Genomic DNA, 23,748 nt, shown 5'->3' with positions numbered 1-23,748 from the left:
CTGACCTGATAAGTCCGTATTTGACTCCCCAACTTCCCGGTAGCTTCCGTCTACTCGTTGACACCTCCTCGACATGCCTACCTAACATGCATGCATAACCGTCAGGTCGCACAGACAGGTCAACGGGTGAGCTCCAAGCACATCGACACACGTCGCTGGTGGCGCGACGCAGTGATCTACCAGGTGTACGTCCGCAGCTTCCTGGACAGCACGGGCGACGGCGTCGGCGATCTCGCCGGAGTCCGGGCCGGACTGCCGTACCTGAGGAAGCTGGGCGTCGACGGGATCTGGCTCAGCCCCTTCTACCCCTCGCCGCAGCACGACCACGGCTACGACGTCGCCGACTACCGCGACGTCGACCCGCTCTTCGGCGACCTCGCCGAGTTCGACCGGCTGGTGGCTGACGCCCGGCGGCTGGGCATCAAGGTCCTGCTCGACATCGTCCCCAACCACTGCTCCAGCGAGCACCCCTGGTTCCGCGAGGCGCTCGCCGGACCGCCCGGCGGCACGGCCCGCTCCCGCTTCCACTTCGCCGACGGGCGGGGACCGGACGGGGCCGAACCGCCCAACAACTGGCACGCCATGTTCGGCGGCCCGGCCTGGTCCCGCGTCACGGAGGCCGACGGCCGCCCCGGCCAGTGGTACCTGCACATGTTCACGCCCGAGCAGCCCGACTGGAACTGGCGTGACGCCGAGGTCGGCGCGTACTTCGACGGCGTCCTGCGCTTCTGGCTCGACCGGGGCGTCGACGGCTTCCGCATCGACGTCGCCGCAGGGCTCTTCAAACACCCCGAGCTGCCCGACTCGCCGGACCCGGAGGCCGACGCCCGCACCCGCGACTCGGTCAACCCGCTCGCCTGGAACCAGCCCGAGGTCCACGACGTCTGGCGGCACTGGCGCGCGGTGTGCGAGGAGTACACGGCACACGACGGCCGTGAGCGGCTCCTGGTCGGCGAGGTCTCCGTCCCGACGGCACGCGAACACGCCCGGTACGTCCGCCCCGACGAACTGCACCAGGCCTTCTTCTTCGACCTGTTGAGCGCCTCCTGGGACGCCGACGCCTTCCGCAAGGTCATCACCGAGGCCATGCAGGACATCGCCGGCACCGGCTCGACCGTCACCTGGGTCCTGAACAACCACGACCAGGTCCGCACCGTCACCCGCTACGGCGAACCGGCCACCGAGGGCAGCGGCCTCGGAGCCGCCCGCGCCCGCGCGGCCGCCCTGCTGATGCTGGCCCTGCCCGGCGCCGCGTACATCTACCAGGGCGAGGAGCTGGGCCTGCCCGAGGTGGTCGACCTGCCCGACGACGTGCTCACCGACCCGATCTTCCGCCGCACCGGAAGCCGTGCCCGCATCCGCGACGGCTGCCGGGTCCCGCTGCCGTGGTCCGGCCAGGCCTCACCCTTCGGCTTCACCTCCGGGGTGGAGGGCGCCAAGCCCTGGCTGCCGCAGCCCGAGTACTTCGCCGAGTACGCCACCGACCGGGCCCTCGCCGACACCCGGTCCTTCTGGCACCTGTACCGCGACGGACTTCAACTGCGCGCGACCCTGCCCCAGTTGGGCGAGGGCACACTGCGCTGGCTGGACACCCAGCCCGATGTCCTCGGCTTCGTCCGTGGCGACGGCCTGGTCTGCGCGGTCAACTTCGGTACGGCGCCCGCGCCCGCGCCCGTCCCCGGCACCCCTCTGCTGTCCAGCGGCCCCTGCCCGGCCGGGGTCCTCCCCGGCGCCACGGCCGCCTGGTGGATCGGTGACGACACCGGTTCCTGAGCCCCCACACCTCCCACACCTCCCGCACCGGCCCGTCCCGTCCTGGCCGTCTGCTCCATCACCTCCCGAAGGGACATCGACGATGATGCGACCACGTACCACCCTGCCCGCGAGCTGTACCGCCCTCGTCCTCACGCTGGCGCTCGGCGCGACCGCCTGCGGAGGCGGGGACCCCGTCGCCGCGGGCGGCGGCGACAAGCCGCTCGGCGGCCAGACCGTCTCCGTCGCCGGCGTGTGGTCCGGCACCGAGCAGAAGAACTTCCAGAAGGTCCTGGACGCCTTCACCGAGAAGACCGGCGCCAAGACCCAGTTCGTGTCCACCGGCGACAACGTCTCCACCGTCGTCGGCAGCAAGATCGAGGGCGGCAACGCCCCCGACGTGGTGATGGTCCCGCAGGTCGGCGTGGTCCAGCAGTTCGCCGAGGCGGGCTGGCTCAAGCCGCTGTCCGCCGCCACCGCCAAGTCGGTCGACGCCGACTACGCGAGCGTCTGGAAGGACTACGGCAGCGTCGACGGCACCCTCTACGGCCTGTACTTCAAGGCGGCCCACAAGTCGACCGTCTGGTACAGCCCCGACGCCCTCGACCAGGCGGGCGTCCAGCCGCCGAAGACGTACGACGAGATGCTGCGGGCCGGGCGCACCGTCTCCGACTCGGGCCTCGCCGCCTTCTCCGTCGCCGGACAGGACGGCTGGACGCTCACCGACTGGTTCGAGAACGTCTACCTCTCCCAGGCCGGCCCCGAGAAGTACGACGCCCTCGCCGCGCACGAGCTGAAGTGGACCGACCAGAGCGTGGTCGACGCGCTCACCACCCTCGGCGACCTCTTCGAGGACAAGCAACTCCTGGCCGGCGGGCAGAAGGGCGCCCTGAACACGGACTTCCCCGGTTCCGTCGAGAAGGTCTTCGGCCCCGAGCCCGAGGCCGGCATGGTCTACGAGGGCGACTTCGTCGCCGGAGTCGCCAAGGACCAGTTCGGCCGGAAGATCGGCGAGGACGCGGACTTCTTCCCCTTCCCGCCGGTCGGCGGCGGGAAGGCGCCCGTGGTCAGCGGCGGTGACGCGGCCGTCGTCCTGAAGGACGGCGAGAACACCAAGGCCGGCATGGCCCTCCTGGAGTACCTGGCGACCCCCGAGGCCGCCGCCGTGTGGGCCGAGGCGGGCGGCTTCCTGTCCCCGAACAAGGGGCTCGACCTCTCCTCCTACGGCGACGACGTCACCCGCTCGACCGCCAAGTCCCTGATCGAGGCCGGGGATTCGGTCCGCTTCGACATGTCCGACCAGGCACCGGCGGCGTTCGGCGGCACGAAGGGCGCGGGGGAGTGGAAGATACTCCAGGACTTCCTGCGTGACCCGTCCGACCCGAAGGCGACCGCGACCCGGCTGGAGAACGCCGCGGCCAAGGCCTACAAGGGCTGACCGCGATGACCGCCACACTCACGAAGGTGGCCGGTCCGCCCGCCGCCGGAACCGCCGCCCCCGAGCGGCGCGCCCGGCGGCGGGGCCGGATCGTCGCCCTGCTCTTCGTCCTTCCCGCGCTGCTCCTGCTCGGCGCCCTGGTCCTCTATCCGGTGCTGTTCTCGGTCGGCCGCAGCTTCTTCGACGCCTCCGGCACACGGTTCGTGGGCGGCGACAACTACACCGAGATGTTCCGTGACCCGGCCACCCTCAAGGCCGTGCGGAACACCACCGTCTGGGTCGTGGTGGCGCCCGCCCTGCTCACCGGTCTGGGGCTGATCCTCGCGGTGCTGGTCGAGAAGGTCCGCTGGGCCACGGCGTTCAAACTGCTGCTCTTCATGCCGATGGCCGTCTCCTTCCTGGCCGCCGGCATCATCTTCCGCCTCGCCTACGACGAGGACCCGGACAAGGGCGTCCTCAACGCGGCGGTCGTCGGCGTCCACGACGCCTTCCAGGGCACCTCCTCCTACCCCACGGCCCGCGCCCGTGACGGACAGGGCCTCACCGCGGGCGGCGGCGGTTCGTACCGTACGACCGCGACCGTGTCGCCCGGCGACACGGTGGCCCTCGGTCTGGTCGGCGTCGCGCCGAAGGACCTCGAAGGCGCGGCACCCGCGCACGCGGCGGCGGCCCGTACGGCGGGCCCCGACGAGCTGCGCGGCGTCGTCTACCTGGACTTCTCCCCTGGCGGGGGAGGCGAGCAGGGCGCGGTGGACCGCCGGGAGAGCGGACTGCCGGCGATGAAGGTCGAGGCGGTGCGTGAGGGGAGGACGGTCGCGAGCACGACCACGGCGTCCGACGGCTCCTTCCGCTTCCCGGACCTGGAGGCGGGCTCGTACACCGTCACGCTCCCCGGCTCCAACTTCGCCCCGCCCTACGAGGGCATCTCCTGGCTCGGGCCGACGCTCGTCACGCCGGCCGTCATCGGCGCCTACCTGTGGATCTGGACCGGCTTCGCGATGGTGCTCATCGGCGCCGGCCTGGCGACCCTGCCACGGGACACGCTGGAGGCGGCGCGGATGGACGGCGCCAACGAGTGGCAGGTGTTCCGCCGGATCACGGTACCGCTGCTGGCCCCCGTACTGACCGTGGTCTTCGTGACCCTCGTCATCAACGTGATGAAGGTCTTCGACCTCGTCTACATCATCGCGCCGGGGCCGGTGCAGGAGGACGCCACCGTGCTCGCCACCCAGATGTGGCTGGTGTCCTTCGGCGGCGGCAACGACCAAGGGCTCGGCAGCGCGCTCGGCGTTCTGCTCCTCCTGCTGGTCGTCCCCGCGATGGTCTTCAACGTCCGCCGCTTCAAAGGGAGTCAGCGATGAACGTCACCGCGCTCAGGCGGGCGCTCGGCAACAGTCTCGTCCAGGCCTTCCTCGTGGTCGTCGGCCTGATCTGGCTCACCCCGCTCGCCGGACTGCTCCTGTCCTCCCTCAGGTCCACCGAGGACACGGCCAGGGGCGGCTGGTGGACGGCGCTCACCGGCCCGGGGCAGCTGTCCTTCGACAACTACTCGGCGCTGCTGGGCAACTCGGGCATCACCCAGGCGTTCTGGAACACGGTCCTGATCTCGGTGCCCACGACCGTCCTCGTCGTCGTCATCGCGGCCCTCGCCGGATATGCCTTCGCCTGGCTGGACTTCCCCGGCCGTGACCCGCTCTTCCTGCTGGTGGTCGCCCTGTTGGTGGTGCCGGTACAGATCGGCCTGCTGCCGGTGGCCAAACTCTTCGGCCAGCTGGGACTGTTCGGCACCATCCCGGGGGTCGTCCTCTTCCACGTCTCCTACGGGCTGCCGTTCGCGATCTTCCTGCTGCGGAACTACTTCGCCGAGATGCCGAAGGAGATGCTGGAGGCGGCCCGGATGGACGGGGGTGGCGAGTGGCGCATCTTCACCCGTCTCGTCCTGCCCGTGGGACGGCCGGCCATCGCCAGCCTCGCCATCTTCCAGTTCCTGTGGGTGTGGAACGACATGCTGGTGGCGCTCCTGTTCGCCGACAGCTCGGCGCAGCCGCTGACCGTGGAACTCCAGTCACAGATCAGGCAGTTCGGCAGCAACATCGACGTGCTGGCCCCGGGTGCCTTCCTGTCCCTGATCGTGCCGGTCGCCGTGTTCTTCGCCTTCCAGAGGCACTTCGTCCAGGGGGTGATGGCGGGATCCGTGAAGTAGTGCCGGTGCCATGACACATGAAAGGGGATGCGCGGGGACCGCCCGCGCATCCCGCACCTCGCGCACTTCCTTCTATTGACATGTGCACGCTCGATTTCTATGGTCCGGACCAAGCTTCTGTATTCGGAACGGCGTTCCCATTCCTGAACGGAAGAGGTCATCGGATGCCACGCACCAGAACCGCCCTGCTCGGTGTACTCGCCCTGCTGGCCGCCCTGCTGAGCGTTCAGATCACCGGATCCGCCCCCCGCGCGACGGCCGCACCGGCCACCTTCACCCACCCCGGTGTCCTGGTGAGCCGGGGCCAGCTCGACCACGCCCGGTCGAAGGTGCAGGCCGGCCAACAGCCGTGGAAGGCCGCCTACGACGCCATGATGGCCAGCTCCTACGCCTCGTTGACGCGTGCCGCCAGACCGCGGCCCGTCGTGGAGTGCGGCTCGTCGTCCAACCCCAACAACGGCTGCACCGACGAGCGTCAGGACGCCATCGCCGCCTACACGCAGGCTCTCGCCTGGTACTTCACCCGGGACAGCCGGTACGCCAGGAAGTCCATCGAGATCATGGACGCCTGGTCCGCGACCATCACCGACCACACCAACAGCAACGCCCCGCTGCAGACCGGCTGGGCGGGTTCCACCTGGCCGCGCGCCGCCGAGATCATCAAGTACACCTACGACGGCGGCTGGCCGGGTGCGAGCCGGTTCGCGACCATGCTGCGCGACGTGTACCTCCCCGAGGTGATCAACGGCGCGTCGACCAAGAACGGCAACTGGGAACTGATCATGACCGAGGCGGCGCTCGGCATCTCCGTCTTCATCGAGGACCGCGCCGCCTACGACAAGGCCGTCCGCACCTATCTCGCCCGTGTACCGGCGTACGTCTACCTGAACGCCGACGGTGACCTGCCCGAGCCGCCCGCGGGCAGCAGCATCGACACCAGCGCCGAGATCATCAAGTACTGGCAGGGGCAGAGCACCTTCACCGACGGCCTCGCCCAGGAGACCTGCCGCGACTTCGGACACACCGGCTGGGGCATCGCCTCCCTCGCGAACATCGCGGAGACCAGCCGGATCCAGGGCCAGGACCTCTACCCCAGGATCCAGGACCGGCTGCGCCACGCACTGGGCTTCCACACGGCCTACGAGAACGGCGCCGCCGTACCCTCCTGGCTGTGCGGCGGCTCGGTCGACAAGGGGCTCGGCCGCGTCACCGAGGTCGCCTTCAACGCCCTGCACCACCGCCTCGGCATCGCGATGTCCCACACCCAGAGGTACACCGAGACACACCGGCCGTCGGGCACGGACAACTACTTCAACGCATGGGCGACGCTCACGCACGCCGACAATCCCGACTGAGCGCCTTTCGTGTCGCGGGCCGTTGACGATCGAGGGCGACGGTTGACGGTTGCCGGCCGGGCGGGCGCAGGTGCCCGCGCACCTCCACGCCGCCCGCGCTCCGTGCCTTCTTCAACTGTCCGAAGTTGAACGGCCTTCGCTTACATCCCGGGATGCGCGTGCGCAACCGAAGGCGGACGATGGAGTGGTCGGGAGCCCGGTCCGAGAGTGGGGACCTGGGCGGCGGCCCGGAACGTCCGCCAGGTCACACGCGGATTCCGGGCCGTTCACTTCGTGGTTCGTGGAGGCACCGCCATGCCCGTGCTCTTCTTCGACATAGGAGCGACCCTGGCCGACGCCCGGGAGGAGGCGGACGGTTCGCTGACGTTGCGGCCACGACCCCGCGTCCTCGCCGTGCTCGACGCCTTCTCCGACCTGCGCAAGGGGGTCATCTCCAACCCGGGCTCGGGCGAAGGCGCCGCGGAGCAGGCGGCGTCAGCCCTGCACGAGGCGTTTCCCGGCCGGTTCACGGACGACTCGCTCGTCCACTGGGGCCCCAAGAACAGCCGGGCGATCTTCGACGAGGCCGTTGCCGGGGCGGCGGCCGAGGGACATCCGGCCTCCGCCGCCGACGAGTGCGTCTTCGTGGGCGAGGACCACCAGGAGCGCGCGTTCGCCCGCCAGGCCGGACTGCGTACGGCGGCGCATCCCGTGTTCACCGGCGCCGCCCTGGAGAACCGGCCGGTCCTCTGGGCGCGGATCGAGCCGACAGGAGGGCTGGACCTGTCCGCACTGGAGTCCGTCGCCAACCAGAGCGAGGTCGTCCCCGTGCACGTCGCCTCGACGCGGCTCGTGCTGGCCATGGCGAGCATGCGCGGTGCCGAGGCACTCGAACAGGCCGGATTCACGGTCGACCTGCGGGGGCCGGTGGGGGACACGGCGGCCTTCCTGATCCGTGACGACCGTCCCCCCGCTCCCGGCCAGGGCCTCGCGGCCGCCGAGGACCGGGCGACGAGCCGCGCCATGTCCGCCTTCGCGATCGTCGCCGAGGAGGTCGCCGGCTCCACGGCCTCGCCCCTGCTCCCGCTGGGTCCCGCTCCCGGCGGTGTCTATGTGGCGGCGCCCGCCGACGCCCCGATCGAGGAAGTCCACCTGCCGGGCGCGAAGCCGGGTCACACCGAGCGACTGCTCCCGGACCCGACGCTCCTGTCCCGGCCCGCCGAGGCGTGGGCCCTAGGGCTCGCCGGGGGGCCGGCGCAAGACCTCGCGGAGCCGGGCGGGCCCGAAGCGGCGGCCGGTGACGGCCGTGCCTCACCGCAGACGATCGCCGCGGTACGCGCGGCCGTGACCCCGGAGGTGCTGCGCGGCCATGTAGCGCGCATCTCCGGAGTCGAACCGCTCAGGGAGGGCGAGGCGCTGCTGGTGCGCAGCCGTCACTCGTCCGCCGAGGACAACCCGCACGTCGTCGAGGCGCTCGCCGACCGCTTCCTCGGCCTGGGCCTGACGGTGCGGCTGCACCGGTTCCGGTGGCAGGGACGCCGGCTGTTCAACGTGGAGGCCGAGCACCAAGTGGCCGGAGCGGACTCGACCGTTCTCATCACCGCGCACCTGGACTCCACCGCCTCCGACGGTGAGTTCGTCGACGACAACGGCGACCCGCGCCCCTACGACCCCGCCGTGGACCCCGCGCCGGGCGCCGACGACGACGGCAGCGGAACCGCGGCCGTCATGGCCGCGGCCGAATGCCTGCACCACCTGCTCGAAGAGGGCAGGACACCGACGCGGAACGTTCGCTTCGTGCTGTTCAACGCCGAGGAACAAGGCATGGTCGGCAGCAAGTTCTACGCGCGGGCCGCGGCCGCCGAGGACGACCGCATCGCCGGTGTCTTCCAGATGGACATGATCGCGGGCCGCCAACCGGGCAGCACACCCGTGGTCGAGATCCACGCCGGTTCCTCGGTGCCGGGACCGGTCGTCGGCGCGTCCGACGCCCTCGGCGCCCTCCTCGCGGACACCCTGCCCGCCATCGATCCCACGGTGACGGTCCAACAGCTCACCGGCCCCTCCGATCCGGCGATCGGACGGAGCGACCACGCCAGCTTCCACGAGCGGGGATGGGCGGCCGTCGCCGTCTCCGAGGACCTCTTCGGCCCGACGGGCGAGCAGAACGGTACCGGCACCAGGAAGTACCACACCCCGGGTGACACCCTCGTCGACGTGGACCACAGCCCCCAGCACGCGGCGACGGTCGCCCGCTCCGTCACGGCGACCGCCTTCACCCTCGCGGGCCTGTGACCGCTGACCCGCCGGACGACCACCTGACGACCACCGGACGACCACCGGACCGGACCGAGGACCGTTCAGCTGTCCCGTTCCACCATGTAGAACGGCAGGTCGAGCAGGAACTGTCTCTCCTCGGTCTCGGGATGGTCGGCGAACGCCTCCAGCGCCTCCCTGTGCGCCTCCTCCGCAAGGGCCCGCGCCCTCGCCCGTACCGTCTCGACACACCCCGAGCCGAGCAGTTCGTCCCGTACCCACTGCACCTCGTCCTCGGTGCGTTCGGCGCGGGTCCTGCCCAGGAACCGCTCCATCCGCGCCCGTCGCGCCGGTGTGCACCGGCGCATGTACTCGATGAGGACGAGTGTGCGCTTGCCCTCCCAGAGGTCCCCGGAGATCTCCTTGCCGTACCGCGCGTAGTGACCCGTCAGATTGAGCAGGTCGTCCTGGATCTGGAACGCGGCACCGAGATAGCAGCCGTAGCGGTCGAAGCGGACCGTCGCGCTGTGCTTTCCCTCGGCCACGAGGGCGCCTACACGACAGGGATGGATACACGTGTACCAGGACGACTTCTTCATGCACATCCGGTAGTAGTCGTCGTCGACGAGGTCGCAGGCGTTGTTCCGGATCCAGCCGACCTCGATCGCCTGCCCCTCCAGTGAGTGGCGCATCATCAGCGCGGACTCCTGGAGGATCGCCCACGCGAGGTTGGGGCCGAGTGCCCACCGATTGGCCATCAGGTGCTGCAGGGCCAGCAGATTGGTCGCGCTGCCGACGTTGACCGCGACCCCGAGGCCGTACTCGGCGGGCAGCGTCGGCGCACCGCGGCGCATGTGGCTGCCGTCCTGCACGTCGTCGAGGATGAGGAACGCGTTGTGGGTGAGTTCGATCGCGACAGCCGAGTCGATCGCCTTCTCGATGTCGCCGCCGAGCGCCCGGCACACCGCCAGGCACAGCGCCGGGCGCAGCCCCTTGCCGGACCGGCTGGGGTAGTCGCGCACGAGGCTGTACAGCTCGTCCGGCGTCGAGTCCGGAATGCCGGACAGCAGTCGCGCGATGGTGAGGTCGCGGTAGCGCGCGAGAACCGACTCCACGGCTGAGGGGCCGACGCCCACGCCCGGTTCAGCGGTCATGGATCCGCCCTCTCAGACGCCGGGTCGCGGTGGTTCGCCGCCGGATTCCGCACCGGATTCCGGTGCGGAATCCGACGCCGACGTCTCGCCCGTCGCCGGCATGGGGCCCGCCGGCGGCGTGGTGAAGCCGAGATTGGCCAGGGTCCTGGCGGTCGCGGGCGCGTTCTCCACGAGGTTCATCGTGGTGTCGACCACGTCGTGCGCGTCGGTGGCCATACGTGACACCAGCGACTGGACCTCCGTGGTCTTGAGTTCGGTGAACATCTCCGCGGCCATCGCGATGAGGTCGTGCACGTCCTTGCGGACGCGGCTGCTCAGCATCTGGAACTCGTTGGGGTCGACCTTCTTCGTCGCCGCGTACTTCTTCTGCATGGCCGTGGCACGGCCCGAACCGTCGGTCAGCTCCTGCTGCAGGATCGTGGCCGCCTGCTTGACCACCTGGGAGACCGCGCGGGAGAGCTGAAGGCGCTCCGCGTCGACCCGATTGAGGTGCTCGTCGGACATGCGATCTCCTCGTGTAGAGAAATGCGCTGTTTGTGCAGATATGTGAGCGTAGTGGAAAGCGTCGGCGAGCCCGCGGAGCACAACGGAAGGTTCTCGATGGACGGTCACATCGTGCGGGTGAGGATTCACCCGGCAATCGGCGTCGCGCGGGTCGGCAACAGCGTCGAGGCGCCCTTCGTCGGCCCGGAGTCACCGGACCAGAAGCCCGCGGACCCCGGCTCCTTCAAGGACGCCGCGGGGGCGATCCGGAGGCAGGCCGCGCGTTTCCGGGTGTACGGCCACAACGCCGCGGGCGAGGTCGTGCGGGAACTCAAGCCGGGCGAGGCGGGTGTGTCCGAGATCCGGTGGACGGTGCATCTGGCCAACAAGAAGGCCGCCTGGTACCAGTTCCACGTGCCGCTCGACATTCCCGAGGGCGAGACACTCGCCCCCGAACAGTACGGCCGGCGCAACGCCGGCGTCGTGGGCGCCGACCGGAAGAAGCTGGTCAACGACCCCGGGAGCCGTACCGTCCGCGGCTCCCTGACGGAGACGCAGAAATTCGACACCGGCAAGATCATGGGCAAGGCCGTGTACCTCGGCGAGATCTCCACCCGCGCGGACGGCCGCTTGCTGGTGCTCGGCGGCAGGGGGCACTCCGCCTCGTACGCGAACGCTCCGATCACCGGAGTCGCCAACAACGACACCTGGTACGACGACGTGTCCGACGGCCCGGTGACGGCGAAGGTCCTCATCGACGACAGGGAACTGACGGCCACTCCGGCCTGGGTCGTGGTGGGGCCTCCGCACTACGCCCCGGGAGTGCGGTCCATCCGCACCCTCTACGACCTGCTCTTCGACGTCTTCGTCAAGGCCGGTTCACTGACCCGCCCGCAGCAGATCTCGTACACCGATCACATCGAACCGCTGCTGCGCCGCTTCTGTGATCTGCAGTGGGTCAACCAGGGCTTCGCCACCCAGTTCGGCTGGAACGGTCCGAACCACTTTGTCTCCCCCGCGCTGCGCGGGAGACTCGCCGATCCGTCCAGGCGGAGCCGGGAACTGCGCCGCCAGACGTACGTGGCCCTGCGCGACTGGGACCGCGACGGCATGTCCCCGCTGCCGTGGCCGTGGCTCTACGGTGACGCCATGGCCAGTAGGCCCAGGTCCGTACGTCAGCACATCACGCTGTCCCCGACCCAGGACTGGATGCTGCGACGCTGGGCGGACGGCGCGTTCCAGTCCGGGCCGCTGCGGCAGCCCCGTCCCACGCTCGACGACGCCCCCGTCGCCGAGCAGCCGGGGCTGCTGGACCGGGCGGCCCTGGAGAACTGTGCCGCCGACGCCTTCCACCCCGGGTGCGAGGTCACCTGGCCGATCAGGTCCCCGAGCATGTTCACCGCGCCCTTCCGCATCCGGCACCGTGCCCCGGGCACCACGGAACCTGACTTCGGACCCACCCTGACCCCGCAGGAGGCCGCCGCCGTGGGCGGACCGCTGTACGCGCAGGGGCCCGGAGACCTCACCCGCTGGATGGCCGCCCCCTGGCAGGCGGACACCGCGAGCTGCCGTTCCGGCTACGAGGTGCTGGCCAACCTCGGGCCGCGCTACAGCCCGTACCTGCCGACCTTCTGGCCCGCCCAGGTGCCCAACCACGTGCTCAAGCTGGTGGACTTCGAGACGGTGAACACCCCGCCGACCGGCGGCGACGACAGCGCCCGGGAGGAGGCGTTCGAGCGGCGGGCGACCTGGCTGCGCGGCCTGACCGGCACCATGAACGAGCAGCGCACCCAGATGATCACGGACTGGCCGAAGCTCGGCGTCGTCGAGGTGCGTGACTACACCGTGGGCGACGGGAAGTTCCCCGAACGGATCCAGGTGGAGTCCCGCCCGGGATCACCGCTCGACCAGGCGTCGGACACGGCGAACCTCGTCAACCTGCATGTGCCCGAGGCGGGGCCACCCACGCTGGCCGCCGCGGCGGGCGGCGTCCGGCCCGAGGACAGCACGGCCCTCGCGGCGGACGAGGCCGCGTATGTGGCGCGGGCGGTCAGCGAGGCCGCGCGGGCGACCGGCTACCGCGAGGAGGAGATCGCCGCCGGGTACCTGGAAAGACTCGACCCTTTCCACGAGGCGCAGTGAGGTCCGTGCCTGCGGCTGTGCCTGTGCCTGTGCGGGAGTCGGCGCTCGCGCCCGCACTCGATCCCGCTTTCGGAACGGTGCCTTTCGATGTGGTGGTGGCGGGCGGCGGCCCGGCCGGGTGTGCCGCGGCGCTCACCCTCGCCCGGGCCGGCCGTAGGGTCCTGCTGGCGGACGCCGGCACCGGGCCGCCGAAGGTCGGTGAGACGCTCGTGCCCGCCGGACGGGTCGTACTGGGCGATCTCGGCGTCACCGACCGCGTCCTCGGACCCGGGCATCTGCGCTGCTACGGCACCCTGTCGGCGTGGGGCTCGGCCGACCTGCGCGCCGTGGACTTCGTCAACGACCCGCACGGGCACGGCTGGCACCTCGACCGGCAGCTGTTCGACCGACGGCTGCGTGACGCCTCCCGCGCGGCCGGGGCCGAGGTCGCCGAGGACACGGCCGTACGCGGAACCGCACGGCGCCCGGACGGCAGTTGGACCGTGACCTTGCGCTGCGGCACGAGCCGCGCCGTGGCCGGTGGCGGCGTAGGCGTAGGAGCAGGCGGTGAGCGTACGGTGCGCTGCCGTTGGTTGGTCGACGCCACCGGCCGTGCCGCCGCGATCGCCGTCCGGTGCGGTGCGCGGCGGCGGGTCCGGGATCGGCTCACCGCCCTCCTGGCTCCGCTCGCGGCGGACCCCCGGGACACCGAGCGCTGTTCGCTCGTCGAGTCCGACGAGGACGGCTGGTGGTACACCGCCCCGCAGCCCGTCGGCGGGCGCCTGGTCGCCTACTTCACCGACACCGACCTGCCCGCCGCCCCCTACGCCGCGCACCACTTCCGGGGACGGATGCTGGCCACCCGGCACGTGTCCCGGCGGGTCCGGCCGCAGGGGGACCCGTCCGCGCCGTTCGACGCGCCGCGCCGGGCCGCCGCGCACACCGCGCACCTGGACCGGGTGTACGGAGACGGCTGGACCGCCGCCGGGGACGCGGCCCTCTGCTTCGACCCGCTGTCCTCCCAGGGCGTCCTGACCGCCCTGTACACCGGGCTGAGCGCGGGCCGCGCCGTCGACGCCCACCTGAGCCGCACGGGGCGCGGCGACGACTCGGCCCTCGCCGACTACGCGCACCAGGTCGCGGCCGCGCGGACCGCGTACGTGCGCGGCCACCGCTCTGCCCACGCCCAGGAGACCCGCTGGAGCCACCACGCCTTCTGGGCGCGGCGCCTGGCCGGTCTCCCCGAGACTCCGCACTGATCGTCCCGGCGCCCACGACGGGCTCAGCCGACGCGGGCGAGGCGGCGCAGCAGGGGGCCGCGGGCGCCGTCGGGGACGGTCCACAGGGTCTGGCCCCTGACCCCCCACCGCTCCAGCAGCGCGTTGGCGGCGAGGAATCCGCTCGTGGCCGCCCGCTCCATGAGGGCGACCGGGAGGCCGGTGCGGACCAGATCCCCGGCGACCACCAGAGCGGGGTCACCGGTGCGGACCGTGGGCCGGGCGTCGTACTCGCCGACCGGGAACAGCGGGCAGTCGGCCCGCCATTCGTGCCGTTCGTCCAGCACCGTCGCCGCGCGCGTCTCGGGGTACACCCGGTGCAACTGCTCCATTAGACGCTTCTGTTCGACGTCGTGGGGCGCGCGGTCGGACAGGGCGTAGGCGTGCAGTTCCACGACGGATCCGCCGGTGCGGGCCGCCCAGCGCGCGGCCTCGCCCTCCCAGCGGTCGAGCACGCTGACGTTGTCGAGCGGGCCGTAGCCGGCGGTGCCCAGGAAGCCGGGACGGTCGGCGGCGACGGGGCGGTCCAGCCACAGCCGGGAGACCAGGAAGGGCGGCGCGCTCCGCAGTCCCGCCACCCGTTCGCGCCACGCCGCGTCCGCCAGCCGTGGGGAGCGTTGGACGAGGCGGCGCAGGCCGATCGTGTCGAGGGCCAGGACGACCGCGTCGTACCGTCGTTCCTCCTGACCGGTGGCGACGAGGAAGCCGCCGTCGGGCGTGGGCTCGACCGCCTCGACCGGGGTCCCGGTGCGCAGGTCGGCCCCGTGGCCGCGCAGATAGGCGGCGAGGGGGTCCCACAGGGCGGTGGGGAAGGGCTCGTCGGGGACGTCGAACAGGAGTCCTTCGGCCGAGCCGAGGAAGTAGATGTGGAACATGAGGACCATCTCGGCCGCGGACAGTTCGCGTGGATCGGCGAAGAAACTGCGGGAGAACACCTCGAACGCGAGGTGCTGCGCGGCCTCGGGGAAGCGGATCGCGTCGAGGAAGTCGCGGGCGCTGACGCCGTCGAGACGGGTGTGGACCTCGGGGACCCGCACGTCCAGGAGGGGCAGCGCGGCGACCAGGTTCATACGGAACAGGTCCCGGAGCCCGAAGGAGGGGCTCAGGGCGACGAAGCCCAGCGCGCTCCACGGCGGGGTGCGCGGGACGTACCGGAAACCGTCGTGGAGACCGTCGGCGTGTCGCAGGGGGTAGTCGGGCAGTCCCCGCAGGCGGGTCAGGGTGGGATCGGTCCGCCGCAGCAGCCCGCGCAGGTTGTAGTACTGGCGGAAGAACGCGTGGAAGCCGCGGCTCATGGTGACGGTGGTCCCGTCGGACAGGACGGTCGGCCAGCCGGCCAGACGTCCGCCGAGGGTCGCCTCCCGTTCGTGGAGGGTGACCCGCACGCCGCGCTCCGCGAGGGCTGTCGCGGCCGCCAGGCCGGCGATACCGCCGCCGACGACAGCGGCCGTCGGCGGCCGGTCGCCCATGCAGCGCGGAGCGCCCGGTACCGCGTTCAGCCTGCGGACCCGCCGGTCCCTGCCGGGCCGCAGCGGGTCGTTGCCCCTGCGGGCCCTCATCGGCCGTCCCCCGCCGTGGTCGGTCGGCGGGCGACGATCGTGTGCGTGATGCCGGTCTGCCATCCGGGCAGGGGCAGTACCCGCACGGCTTCGAAGCCCTGGGAGCGGGCCCGCGCGGCGAAGTCGTCCGCGGTGTCGAACTCCACCACGCTGCGCCACAGATGGCGGTAGAGGCCGCCGTCGCCGAGGACGGTGGCGACGGGCAGGACCAGGCCACGGCACACGCCCGTCCACACGGCGCGGTGGAGGGCCCGGCCGCTGAGGGTGTACTCGTGCACCGCCAGGCGGCCCCCGGGAGCCAGGACGTCGCGCACCGTCGACAGGACGCGGTCGGGATCGGTGACGTTCCGGAAGAGGTAGGCGGCGAACACCGCGTCGAACGGCCCCTCCACCCCGGCCTGCGCCAGCCGCTCGGCGGGAGCGTGTACGAAGCTCACCCCCTCGCGCCAGGGTTTGCGGGCCGCACGCTCCAACATGCCCGCCGAGGCGTCCACCGCGGTGATCTCCGCCTCGGGGAGAACGGCGGCGAGCGCGGCGGTGGACGCGCCGGTCCCGCAGCCGAGGTCGAGGACGCGCAGGCCGGCCCCCCGCCGGGGCAGACGGAGGCGGCGGGCCGAGCGGCGCAACTGGCCGTGATAGCCGGGATTGGCGGACACCAGCGTGTCGTAGCTGCGCGAGGCGTGGTCGAACGCGGCGGACAGGTCCTCGTCGCGGAGCAGCGTCATGAGATCTCCTCGGTTCGGTGCACGGAAGGTCGCCGCCCTCGGTCCGGAGCACGGAAGGTCGCCGTGCCGGTCATGGGCGGCCGGGGTCGCGGTCCGGGAACGGTCCGCCGGAGAAGGGCTGTTCGGCGGAGAAGGGCTCTTCGGCCCATCCGCGGGGCAGCCAGGAAAGCTCCACCGCGGAGCGGAGCATCGGGAGCACGGGCGTGCGCAGGCCGAGTGCGAGATCCTCGTGCAGGCGGGTCCCCCCGTCCAGGAACCGCAGCAGGCGTTCCGCCGGAACCCGCGAGAACAACCGGGTGAAGAAGGCGGCGCCGTCGACCCGGCCGCTGTCCAGGGCTCTCAGCAGTACGGCGTCCATCGCGCGCGAGCGGGCCGAGTGAGCGGGGGGAGGCGCGGGGTTCCGGCCCGCGCGCAGTGCGGCGGCGATCGCTCGTGTCTGCCGCTGGATCGCGGAGAACGTATAGCCGGTGGACGGCCGTGTGGCGCCTCCGGCCGTACCGATGCGGAACACCGAAGGCCCCGATCGGCGGTCGAAGCGCGCGTCGGTCATGGGGATCACGCCGCTCTCCGTCGCGACGACCTCGAAGCCGCCCAGACCCAGCACGTCCTCGCTGTAGCGACGCAGCGCGGTGTCGTAGGTGGCACGGGGCAGGACGGCACCGGAGAACTCGGTGTACTCCACCAGCGCCCGGTCGCTGTCGGTGGGCAGGACATAGCCGAAGGCGAGTCCGCCGGGCGGCTGCGGCACCCGGAAGTCCATGAACTCCACCGTGCCGCTGTCGAACACCGGTCGCCGGGTGCGGACGAACCAGCCGTGGAAGTGCTGCAACAGGGTGGTGCGGGCGGCGGGCAGGCTCCCGAGGGGCCGGGAGTCGAAGACCCAGCGGGCGCGGACGGTCAGGGGGGAGCCCTCGCCGGAACGGGCGAGGAGCTCTGCTCCGCCGGCGACGCCGTCCACCGTCTCGACGGCCGCTTCCAGACGGCGGACCTCGTCACCGCGGGCCAGTTCGCGCGAGACGAGGTCCTCGAAGTCGTCCGAGCGGAGCATCTTGTAGGTCAGGGGCGCGATGTCCCTCTGAAGGATCCGGCCCTCGGGGGTCCGCACCCGCAGCCGCCGCCAGACGGCGCTGAGGGCGGCGTCGTACGGGCCGGGGCCCCTCTCCCAGAAGCACCAGGTGCGGCTCGGGGGACGCAGCGGGCCGGGTGGCGCGTCCACCAGGATCACCGACAGGCGGGGCTCGCCGGGGGCGCGTCGCGACAGCCGGTGGGCGAGGGACAGCCCGGCCGCTCCCGCGCCCACGATGACCACGTCGGCTTCCAGCACCTGCGGCTCCCTCCTCGTTGTCCTGTGTTCAGCGTGCTCAGCGTGCTCGGTGGCGTTCACCGGCGTTCACCGGCGTTCACCGGCGTTCCTCCGCATCCGTGCGCGTTCTTCCGCGCCGACGGGGGCGGGCGGGGAGGTCGGCCCTCCGTCAGTTTCCCGTCGCGGGGGCGGCCTCGGTGGCAGGCTCGACCGACGGGGAGCGGTTTCCCCGCCGGCCGCGGGGCGCCGCGCGTCGCGCCCCTCATGCGTGCGCCTCGATCGCGCATCGATTCGGGTGTCACGCCGAGTGGTCCAGGATGCCTTCCTCGCGCAGACGATGGCTCAGGCGTCGCAGTCCGCGCCGCGCATGGCTCTTGACGGTCCCCAGCGGCCAGCCGGTGACCTCGGCGATCTGTGTCTGCGTCAGGTCGTCGTAGAAGGCGAGGGTGAGCACCAGGCGCTGGGGTGCCGGGATCCGGGTGAACTCGCGGCCGATCAGGACCCGGTCGAGCACGGCGTCGGGCAGCGTGTCGGGGTTCACGGGCGCCTCGGTCATGTGCGCTCCGGCCGCCGCCACGAGTTCGGCCCGCCGCGTCCGTGCCGCCAGGGCGTCGGCGATCTTGCGTCGGGTGATGCCGACGAGCCAGGCCCCCAGGGGGCCGCGCTCCGGGGCGTATCCGGCCCGGCCGCGCCACGCGGCGAGGAACACCGACTGCCTGACGTCCTCCGCCTCCCGGGCGTCGCCGAGGGAGCGCCGGGCCAGGGTGAACACGAGTGGGCCCCAACGGTGGTAGACGGCGGTCAGGCAGCCCTCGTCCCCGGCGACGAAACCGGCTGCCAGGTCCTCGCACGCAGGAGCGTCCTCCGCCGGGCCCCGAGGCGGGACGCCGTCGTGGGTGTGCCTGGTGGCCTGCTGTGCAGTCATGGCGTCTGCTCCTTGTGAGGGCTGAGGTTCGTCGCGCCCCACGGGTTGACGGGCGTGCTGCCGGGGCACCCGTCCCCTCCGGGCCGGGCCCCTGTCGCCGGGCCGCTGCGACTCCTCCACCCTGCGAGGGCCGACCCGAGGGAGACAACTTGCATCGCCTGTGCAGCGCTTTGCGTCGTATCGCGTCGCGCTGTCGCACGCGCGGCGGCCCGTAGCGCGAACCGGCGGTGCCTTTTCACTCTTCCGGCGCATCCGTGCGCGCCTCTGCCACGGAAGGCGTTGAAGCAGACACCGCTGTTGCCGGCGACGGAAGGAACCCTGATGGGCCCCAGCGACGCGAAGGATCACCCTGCGGCAGCGTCACCGCCCGGATCCCCCGAGGAGGACCCCTCCCACGCCCCGGCGGACGCGTGCGACCCGCACGCCGTCGACCGCGACGTCCCCGGGGCCGTGCGACGCGTACTGGAGGGCCTGCTGGCGGAGCGCACCGAACGGGCCGCCGCGCTCGACCCGGTCTTCGCGGCGGATCTGGCCGAGCGCGTCGCCCGCTTCGCCCTGGACGGAGGCAAGCTCATGCGGCCGCGCTTCGTCTGGTGGGCCCTGCGCGCGTGCGGGGGAGGAGCCGCCGAGGCGGAGGCCGCCCTGCGTATCGGCGCCGCACTCGAACTGATCCAGACCTGTGCGCTGGTCCACGACGACGTCATGGACGGCTCCCGGCTGCGCCGCGGCCGACTCGCCCTGCACGCCGACGTCGCCGCGCAGTACGCCGACGTCACGGAACCGAGCCACGGGGCGCGCTTCGGAGAGGCCGCGGCGATCCTCGCGGGCGATCTGGCCCTGGCCTGGGCGGACGACATCGTCGCGGCCACCAGGACGGCACCGGTCGCCGGCCACGCCGTCCGCGAGCTGTGGAGCACCATGCGCACCGAGATGGTGGCCGGGCAGTACCTGGACGTCCAGGGCCAGGCCACCTCCTCCCGGTCCCTGGCCCGCGCCATCCGCGCCGCCTGTCTGAAGAGCGCCCTGTACTCCGTGGAGCGCCCCCTGGCCCTCGGAGCGGCGCTGGCGGGCGCGGACGCCGCACGGACCCGGGCCCTGTGCTCGGCGGGCCGGTGCGTCGGCATCGCCTTCCAGCTCCGGGACGACCTCGGCGACGTCTTCGGCGGTCCCCGGCACGTCGGCAAACCCACCGGGGGCGACATCCGGGCCGGCAAGCCCACCTACCTGGTCGCCGTGGCGCAGGCCCGGGCCGAGGCGGCCGACGACCGGCGTGCCCTCTCCCTGTTGCGGCGCTCCCTCGGCCGAGCCGATCTGTCGGAGCACCGTCTCGCCGAGGTCCGTGACGTGCTGGTCCGTACCGGCGCGCGCGACATCGTCGAGGCGAAGATCGACCGTCTGGTAGCCCAGGGCCTGCGTCATCTGGAGTCCGCCACGCTGGAGGCGGAGGGCCGACTGCGCCTGCGGGAACTGCTGCACACCACGGCCGGAAACCCGCCACCGCCTCCTTCCTCCGCCCCTCACGGTCCCCTGAACGGTGTGCCGGTCTCCCTCCTGCTGGGCGCCGTCGAGGGAGCCGCCCGATGACCAGGACCGTTCCCGGACGCACGGACCACGTCGTGGTCGTCGGCGCCGGACTCTCCGGCCTGGCGGCCACCCTGCACCTGCTCGGAGCGGGCCGCCGGGTCACGCTCGTCGAGCGCGACGCGCTGCCCGGCGGCCGCGCCGGACGCCTGGAGCGCGGCGGCTACCGCATCGACACCGGCCCCACCGTGCTGACCATGCCCGAGATCGCCGACGAGGCCTTCGCCGCGGTCGGCGGGACCCTGCGCGACCGGGTCGACCTCATCCCCCTGCACCCGGCCTACCGGGCCCTCTTCGCGGACGGCAGCGGCATCGACGTGCACACCGACGCCGACGCCATGGAGGCGGAGGTCGAGCGCTTCGCGGGCGCCGAGGAGGCGGCGGGCTACCGGCGGCTGCGCGGCTGGCTGGAGCGGCTGTACCGGGCACAGATGAGGCGTTTCATCGACACCAACTTCGACTCCCCCTTCCAGTTGCTCACCCCGGACCTCGCGCGGCTCGCCGCGCTCGGCGGTTTCGGGCGGCTGGACGCGGGGATCGGCCGCCATCTGCGCGACGAACGCCTGCGCCGGGTCTTCTCCTTCCAGGCGCTGTACGCGGGCGTCCCGCCGGCGCGGGCCCTCGCCGCCTACGCCGTGATCGCCTACATGGACACCGTGGCCGGGGTGTACTTCCCCCGCGGCGGGATGCACGCCCTGCCGCAGGCCATGGCGGACGCCGCCGCCGAGGCCGGCGCGGACCTGAGGTTCGGGCGGGACGTCGTCCGGCTGGAACGCTCCGGCGACCGCGTCACCGCCGTGGTCACCGCGCACGAACGCATCCCGTGCGACGCCGTCGTCCTCACTCCCGACCTGTCCGTCGCCTACGCCCTGCTGGGCCGACCGCCCCGCCGTCCGCTGCGCATCAGGCACGCCCCGTCGGCCGTCGTCCTGCACGCCGGCACCGACCGGACCTGGCCCGAACTCGCCCACCACACCCTGTCCTTCGGCACCGCGTGGCGACGCACCTTCGACGAACTCACCCGTACCGGCAGCCTGATGAGCGACCCGTCCCTGCTGATCACCCGCCCCACCGCCACCGACCCGACGCTCGCCCCGCCGGGCCACCACCTGCACTACATCCTCGCGCCCTGCCCCAACACCGACATCGGACCCGACGCCGCCGCGTGGGGCGACCTGGCTCCCCGCTACCGCGACAGCGTCCTCAGGGAGCTGGAACGGCGCGGATTCGACGGCCTCGCCGACGCCGTCGAGGAGCAGGCCCTCGTCACCCCGGCCGACTGGCACGCCCAGGGGCACGCGGCGGGCACCCCCTTCTCGGCCGCCCACACCTTCGCGCAGACCGGCCCGTTCCGGCCGCGCAACCTCGTACGCGGCACCGCCAACGCCGTACTCGCCGGCTGCGGCACCACCCCGGGCGTCGGCGTGCCGACCGTCCTGCTGTCCGGCAAGCTCGCCGCCGCCCGCATCACCGGCCGACATGCGACCCCCGTCCCCAGACGCCGGCGCACCGCGTCGGCCGCACCGGAAGGAACCTCCTCATGACCGCCCGCGAACTCGACGCGGCGGGCATCACCGAGCCGGTGCTGCGCGACGCCTACACGCGCTGCCGCCGCCTCAACGCCCGGCACGGCAGGACCTACTTCCTCGCCACCCGGCTGCTGCCCGTGGAACGCCGTCCCGCCGTGCACGCGCTCTACGGCTTCGCCCGCTGGGCCGACGACATCGTCGACTCCCTGGACACCGACGCGCCGGCGCACGCCCGCGCGGCGGACCTCGCGCTCCTCCACGAGCGCCTGGAACGCGGCCTGCGGGACGCCCACGCCCGCGGCGGGGGCCGGGGCGACGTCGTCGAGCCGGTCGTCCTCGCGCTCGCCGACACGGCCCGTCGGTACGCCATCGACCACCGGCACTTCAGCGACTTCATGGCGTCCATGCGCAGCGACCTGGAGGTCACCGACTACGCGACCTACGACGACCTGCGCACCTACATGCACGGCTCCGCCGCCGTGATCGGGCTGCAGATGCTGCCGATCCTCGGCACGGTGGTCCCGCGCGAGGAGGCCGCCCCGCACGCCGCCGCCCTCGGGCTGGCCTTCCAACTGACCAACTTCCTGCGCGACGTCGGCGAGGACCTGGACCGGGGCCGCCTCTACCTGCCCGCCGACCTGCTGAGCGCCCACGGAGCGCACCGGGAACTGCTGACGTGGAGCCGCCGCACCGGCCACCGCGACCGGCGGATCACCGAGGCACTGCGGGCCTTCGAGGACCTCACCCGTGGCGTCTACCGCGAGGCCGCTCCGGGCCTCGCCATGCTCGACCCCGTCTCACGCCCCTGCATCCGCACCGCGTTCGTGCTGTACGGCGGCATCCTGGACGCCGTCGCCCGTGACGGGTACGCGGTCCTGCACCGCCGTGCCGTGGTCCCCCGGCGACGGCGCGCCGCGGTGGCCGTCGACGGGCTCGTGCGCCTGACGGCGGCACGGGCGGCCGCACGGATGGCCGCACGGACCGCGGCGCGCGCCGGGGCACGGCGGACGGTACCGCCGGCGCCGGCCGCCCCACCCGCCGCCGGACACGAGCCGCCCGCCGTCACCGTCTCGCCCAACCCGCTTCACGAGGAGGTCGCGTGAGCCCCCGACGTCCCGCCCGCCGCGGACGGTATCCCCTCTCCCTGCACCGTGACCCGGTGCCCTGGGAACGACAGCGGCCCACGTGGCGCGAGGCCCGCCCGGCCGTGATCGCCGAGGCCCTCAAGCGGGCGCAGGCACGCCCGTCGGGCAACTGGTACGTCGTCGGCGAGACCCGGGACCTCCGGGACGACCGCCCGCTGGCCCGGACGATCGCCGGCCGGGAGGTCGTCGTATGGCGCGATACGGACGGCCGACCTGTCGCCGGGCCCGGCATCTGCCCCCATCTGGGCGCGCCGCTGAAGGACAGCCCGGTGCGCTGCGGCACCCTCATCTGTCACTGGCACGGACTCGCCCTGTCCGGCGGCCCGTTCGCGGGGTGGGAGCCGCTGCCCGCCCATGACGACGGAGTGCTGGTGTGGGTGCGTCTGGACGACGTGGGCGGCGAGTCGCCGCTGGAGGCGCCGGTGGTGCCGGTGCGGCCGGCCCGTGCGGCGTCGCTGTCGGCGGTCTACGTCGGCGTCGGCGTCTGCGAGCCGGAGGACGTCGTCGCCAACCGGCTGGATCCGTGGCACGGCGCCTGGTTCCACCCGTACTCCTTCGTCGACCTGACCGTCGTCGACGCGCCCGCCGGACCGGACGACGGGTTCACGGTCGACGTGTCGTTCCGGCTCGCCCGGCGACTCGTCGTGCCCGTGCGGGCGGTGTTCACCGCGCCCGAGCCGCGCACGGTCGTCATGCGCATCACCGAGGGCGAGGGCGAGGGTTCGGTGGTGGAGACCCATGCGACACCGCTCGCTCCCGACGACCGGGGTCGGCCCCGGACAGCCGTGGTGGAGGCCGTCGTGGCCGCCTCGGACCGGCCCGGTTTCGTCCTGGCCCGCAGGGCGGCGCCGCTCCTGCGACCGCTCGTGCGGGCCGCCGCGGGCCGCCTGTGGCGCGACGACCTTGCCTACGCGGAGCGGCGCTGGCACCTGCGCTCCACGGGACGCTTTCCCGGGTGAACCG

At 72.6% G+C, this 23,748-nt stretch carries 18 protein-coding genes; 12 read left to right on the top strand and 6 right to left on the bottom strand.

The window, feature by feature from the left end; genetic code table 11:
• Positions 1 to 126 precede the first annotated feature (126 nt).
• From K1J60_RS01240 to K1J60_RS01215, 6 genes are all read left to right on the top strand, one after another.
• Positions 127 to 1,773 (top strand): glycoside hydrolase family 13 protein, encoded by a 1,647-nt coding sequence (locus K1J60_RS01240; protein ID WP_398683087.1) that lies wholly within the window; start codon positions 127 to 129, stop codon positions 1,771 to 1,773.
• An 82-nt stretch (positions 1,774 to 1,855) separates the two neighbouring features.
• Complete coding sequence (locus tag K1J60_RS01235; protein ID WP_220644492.1) at positions 1,856 to 3,190, top strand: ABC transporter substrate-binding protein; 1,335 nt, start codon at positions 1,856 to 1,858, stop codon at positions 3,188 to 3,190.
• A gap of 5 nt (positions 3,191 to 3,195) precedes the next feature.
• Positions 3,196 to 4,551 carry an ABC transporter permease subunit gene (locus K1J60_RS01230; RefSeq protein ID WP_220644491.1) on the top strand — a complete coding sequence of 452 codons (1,356 nt, stop codon included), beginning with the start codon at positions 3,196 to 3,198 and terminating at the stop codon, positions 4,549 to 4,551.
• Complete coding sequence (locus K1J60_RS01225; protein ID WP_220644490.1) at positions 4,548 to 5,393, top strand: carbohydrate ABC transporter permease; 846 nt, start codon at positions 4,548 to 4,550, stop codon at positions 5,391 to 5,393. Before K1J60_RS01230 ends, K1J60_RS01225 begins: the two co-directional genes overlap by 4 nt.
• Before the next feature lie 164 nt (positions 5,394 to 5,557).
• Positions 5,558 to 6,748, top strand: a complete 1,191-nt coding sequence (locus K1J60_RS01220) for an alginate lyase family protein (RefSeq protein WP_220644489.1) — start codon at positions 5,558 to 5,560, stop codon at positions 6,746 to 6,748.
• A 294-nt stretch (positions 6,749 to 7,042) separates the two neighbouring features.
• Positions 7,043 to 9,022, top strand: a complete 1,980-nt coding sequence (locus K1J60_RS01215) for a M20/M25/M40 family metallo-hydrolase (protein ID WP_220644488.1) — start codon at positions 7,043 to 7,045, stop codon at positions 9,020 to 9,022.
• A 65-nt stretch (positions 9,023 to 9,087) separates the two neighbouring features.
• On the opposite strand, the gene K1J60_RS01210 is transcribed toward K1J60_RS01215, so the two are convergent.
• Together K1J60_RS01210 and K1J60_RS01205 are read right to left on the bottom strand one after the other, a co-directional pair.
• On the bottom strand, positions 9,088 to 10,137 hold the full coding sequence (locus tag K1J60_RS01210; protein ID WP_220644487.1) for a polyprenyl synthetase family protein: 1,050 nt from the start codon (positions 10,135 to 10,137) through the stop codon (positions 9,088 to 9,090).
• A gap of 12 nt (positions 10,138 to 10,149) precedes the next feature.
• Positions 10,150 to 10,641 (bottom strand): hypothetical protein, encoded by a 492-nt coding sequence (locus tag K1J60_RS01205; RefSeq protein WP_220644486.1) that lies wholly within the window; start codon positions 10,639 to 10,641, stop codon positions 10,150 to 10,152.
• Positions 10,642 to 10,737: 96 nt separating this feature from the next.
• On the opposite strand from K1J60_RS01205, the gene K1J60_RS01200 reads away from it, so the two are divergent.
• Both K1J60_RS01200 and K1J60_RS01195 read left to right on the top strand, forming a co-directional pair.
• Positions 10,738 to 12,762, top strand: a complete 2,025-nt coding sequence (locus K1J60_RS01200; protein ID WP_220644485.1) for a LodA/GoxA family CTQ-dependent oxidase — start codon at positions 10,738 to 10,740, stop codon at positions 12,760 to 12,762.
• Between the two features lie 77 nt (positions 12,763 to 12,839).
• Positions 12,840 to 14,000, top strand: coding sequence for an NAD(P)/FAD-dependent oxidoreductase (locus K1J60_RS01195; protein ID WP_259407499.1), 1,161 nt, complete (start codon positions 12,840 to 12,842; stop codon positions 13,998 to 14,000).
• Positions 14,001 to 14,023: 23 nt separating this feature from the next.
• Here K1J60_RS01195 and K1J60_RS01190 read toward each other — a convergent pair whose 3' ends face one another.
• The 4 genes from K1J60_RS01190 to K1J60_RS01175 all read right to left on the bottom strand — a co-directional run bounded on the left by K1J60_RS01190 (position 14,024) and on the right by K1J60_RS01175 (position 18,530).
• Positions 14,024 to 15,577 carry an FAD-dependent oxidoreductase gene (locus K1J60_RS01190; protein WP_220644484.1) on the bottom strand — a complete coding sequence of 518 codons (1,554 nt, stop codon included), beginning with the start codon at positions 15,575 to 15,577 and terminating at the stop codon, positions 14,024 to 14,026.
• On the bottom strand, positions 15,574 to 16,302 hold the full coding sequence (locus tag K1J60_RS01185; protein ID WP_220644483.1) for a class I SAM-dependent methyltransferase: 729 nt from the start codon (positions 16,300 to 16,302) through the stop codon (positions 15,574 to 15,576). The genes K1J60_RS01190 and K1J60_RS01185 overlap by 4 nt, the downstream gene beginning before the upstream one ends.
• Before the next feature lie 70 nt (positions 16,303 to 16,372).
• Complete coding sequence (locus tag K1J60_RS01180; protein WP_220644482.1) at positions 16,373 to 17,626, bottom strand: lycopene cyclase family protein; 1,254 nt, start codon at positions 17,624 to 17,626, stop codon at positions 16,373 to 16,375.
• Between the two features lie 277 nt (positions 17,627 to 17,903).
• Positions 17,904 to 18,530 carry an RNA polymerase sigma factor gene (locus K1J60_RS01175; protein WP_220644481.1) on the bottom strand — a complete coding sequence of 209 codons (627 nt, stop codon included), beginning with the start codon at positions 18,528 to 18,530 and terminating at the stop codon, positions 17,904 to 17,906.
• A 321-nt stretch (positions 18,531 to 18,851) separates the two neighbouring features.
• Between K1J60_RS01175 and K1J60_RS01170 the strand changes: the two genes are divergently transcribed.
• From K1J60_RS01170 to K1J60_RS01155, 4 genes are read left to right on the top strand one after another with little or no spacing between them, the layout of a single operon-like run.
• The gene (locus tag K1J60_RS01170) at positions 18,852 to 20,114 is read left to right on the top strand and encodes a polyprenyl synthetase family protein (protein WP_220644480.1); all 1,263 of its coding nucleotides are present in this window, start codon (positions 18,852 to 18,854) and stop codon (positions 20,112 to 20,114) included.
• Positions 20,111 to 21,655 (top strand): phytoene desaturase family protein, encoded by a 1,545-nt coding sequence (gene crtI, locus K1J60_RS01165; protein ID WP_220644479.1) that lies wholly within the window; start codon positions 20,111 to 20,113, stop codon positions 21,653 to 21,655. The genes K1J60_RS01170 and crtI overlap by 4 nt, the downstream gene beginning before the upstream one ends.
• Positions 21,652 to 22,743 (top strand): phytoene/squalene synthase family protein, encoded by a 1,092-nt coding sequence (locus tag K1J60_RS01160; protein ID WP_220644478.1) that lies wholly within the window; start codon positions 21,652 to 21,654, stop codon positions 22,741 to 22,743. Before crtI ends, K1J60_RS01160 begins: the two co-directional genes overlap by 4 nt.
• Complete coding sequence (locus K1J60_RS01155) at positions 22,740 to 23,744, top strand: DUF5914 domain-containing protein (RefSeq protein ID WP_220644477.1); 1,005 nt, start codon at positions 22,740 to 22,742, stop codon at positions 23,742 to 23,744. The genes K1J60_RS01160 and K1J60_RS01155 overlap by 4 nt, the downstream gene beginning before the upstream one ends.
• The last annotated feature ends 4 nt before the right edge of the window (positions 23,745 to 23,748 follow it).

Origin of the sequence: Streptomyces akebiae, assembly GCF_019599145.1 — a bacterium.
Taxonomy (GTDB): Bacteria; Actinomycetota; Actinomycetes; order Streptomycetales; family Streptomycetaceae; genus Streptomyces; species Streptomyces akebiae.
Note: the sequence above shows the minus strand (reverse complement) of the source record. Positions and strands in the feature narration are given on the sequence as shown.

Excerpts from the sequence above, each read along its gene's own strand:
- K1J60_RS01235 (WP_220644492.1), top strand. The coding sequence starts at position 1,856 with ATGATGCGACCACGTACCACCCTGCCCGCGAGCTGTACCGCCCTCGTC.
- K1J60_RS01230 (WP_220644491.1), top strand. The coding sequence starts at position 3,196 with ATGACCGCCACACTCACGAAGGTGGCCGGTCCGCCCGCCGCCGGAACC.
- K1J60_RS01225 (WP_220644490.1), top strand. The coding sequence starts at position 4,548 with ATGAACGTCACCGCGCTCAGGCGGGCGCTCGGCAACAGTCTCGTCCAG.
- K1J60_RS01220 (WP_220644489.1), top strand. The coding sequence starts at position 5,558 with ATGCCACGCACCAGAACCGCCCTGCTCGGTGTACTCGCCCTGCTGGCC.
- K1J60_RS01215 (WP_220644488.1), top strand. The coding sequence starts at position 7,043 with ATGCCCGTGCTCTTCTTCGACATAGGAGCGACCCTGGCCGACGCCCGG.
- K1J60_RS01210 (WP_220644487.1), bottom strand. The coding sequence starts at position 10,137 with ATGACCGCTGAACCGGGCGTGGGCGTCGGCCCCTCAGCCGTGGAGTCG.
- K1J60_RS01205 (WP_220644486.1), bottom strand. The coding sequence starts at position 10,641 with ATGTCCGACGAGCACCTCAATCGGGTCGACGCGGAGCGCCTTCAGCTC.
- K1J60_RS01200 (WP_220644485.1), top strand. The coding sequence starts at position 10,738 with ATGGACGGTCACATCGTGCGGGTGAGGATTCACCCGGCAATCGGCGTC.
- K1J60_RS01190 (WP_220644484.1), bottom strand. The coding sequence starts at position 15,577 with ATGAGGGCCCGCAGGGGCAACGACCCGCTGCGGCCCGGCAGGGACCGG.
- K1J60_RS01185 (WP_220644483.1), bottom strand. The coding sequence starts at position 16,302 with ATGACGCTGCTCCGCGACGAGGACCTGTCCGCCGCGTTCGACCACGCC.
- K1J60_RS01175 (WP_220644481.1), bottom strand. The coding sequence starts at position 18,530 with ATGACTGCACAGCAGGCCACCAGGCACACCCACGACGGCGTCCCGCCT.
- K1J60_RS01170 (WP_220644480.1), top strand. The coding sequence starts at position 18,852 with ATGGGCCCCAGCGACGCGAAGGATCACCCTGCGGCAGCGTCACCGCCC.
- crtI (WP_220644479.1), top strand. The coding sequence starts at position 20,111 with ATGACCAGGACCGTTCCCGGACGCACGGACCACGTCGTGGTCGTCGGC.
- K1J60_RS01160 (WP_220644478.1), top strand. The coding sequence starts at position 21,652 with ATGACCGCCCGCGAACTCGACGCGGCGGGCATCACCGAGCCGGTGCTG.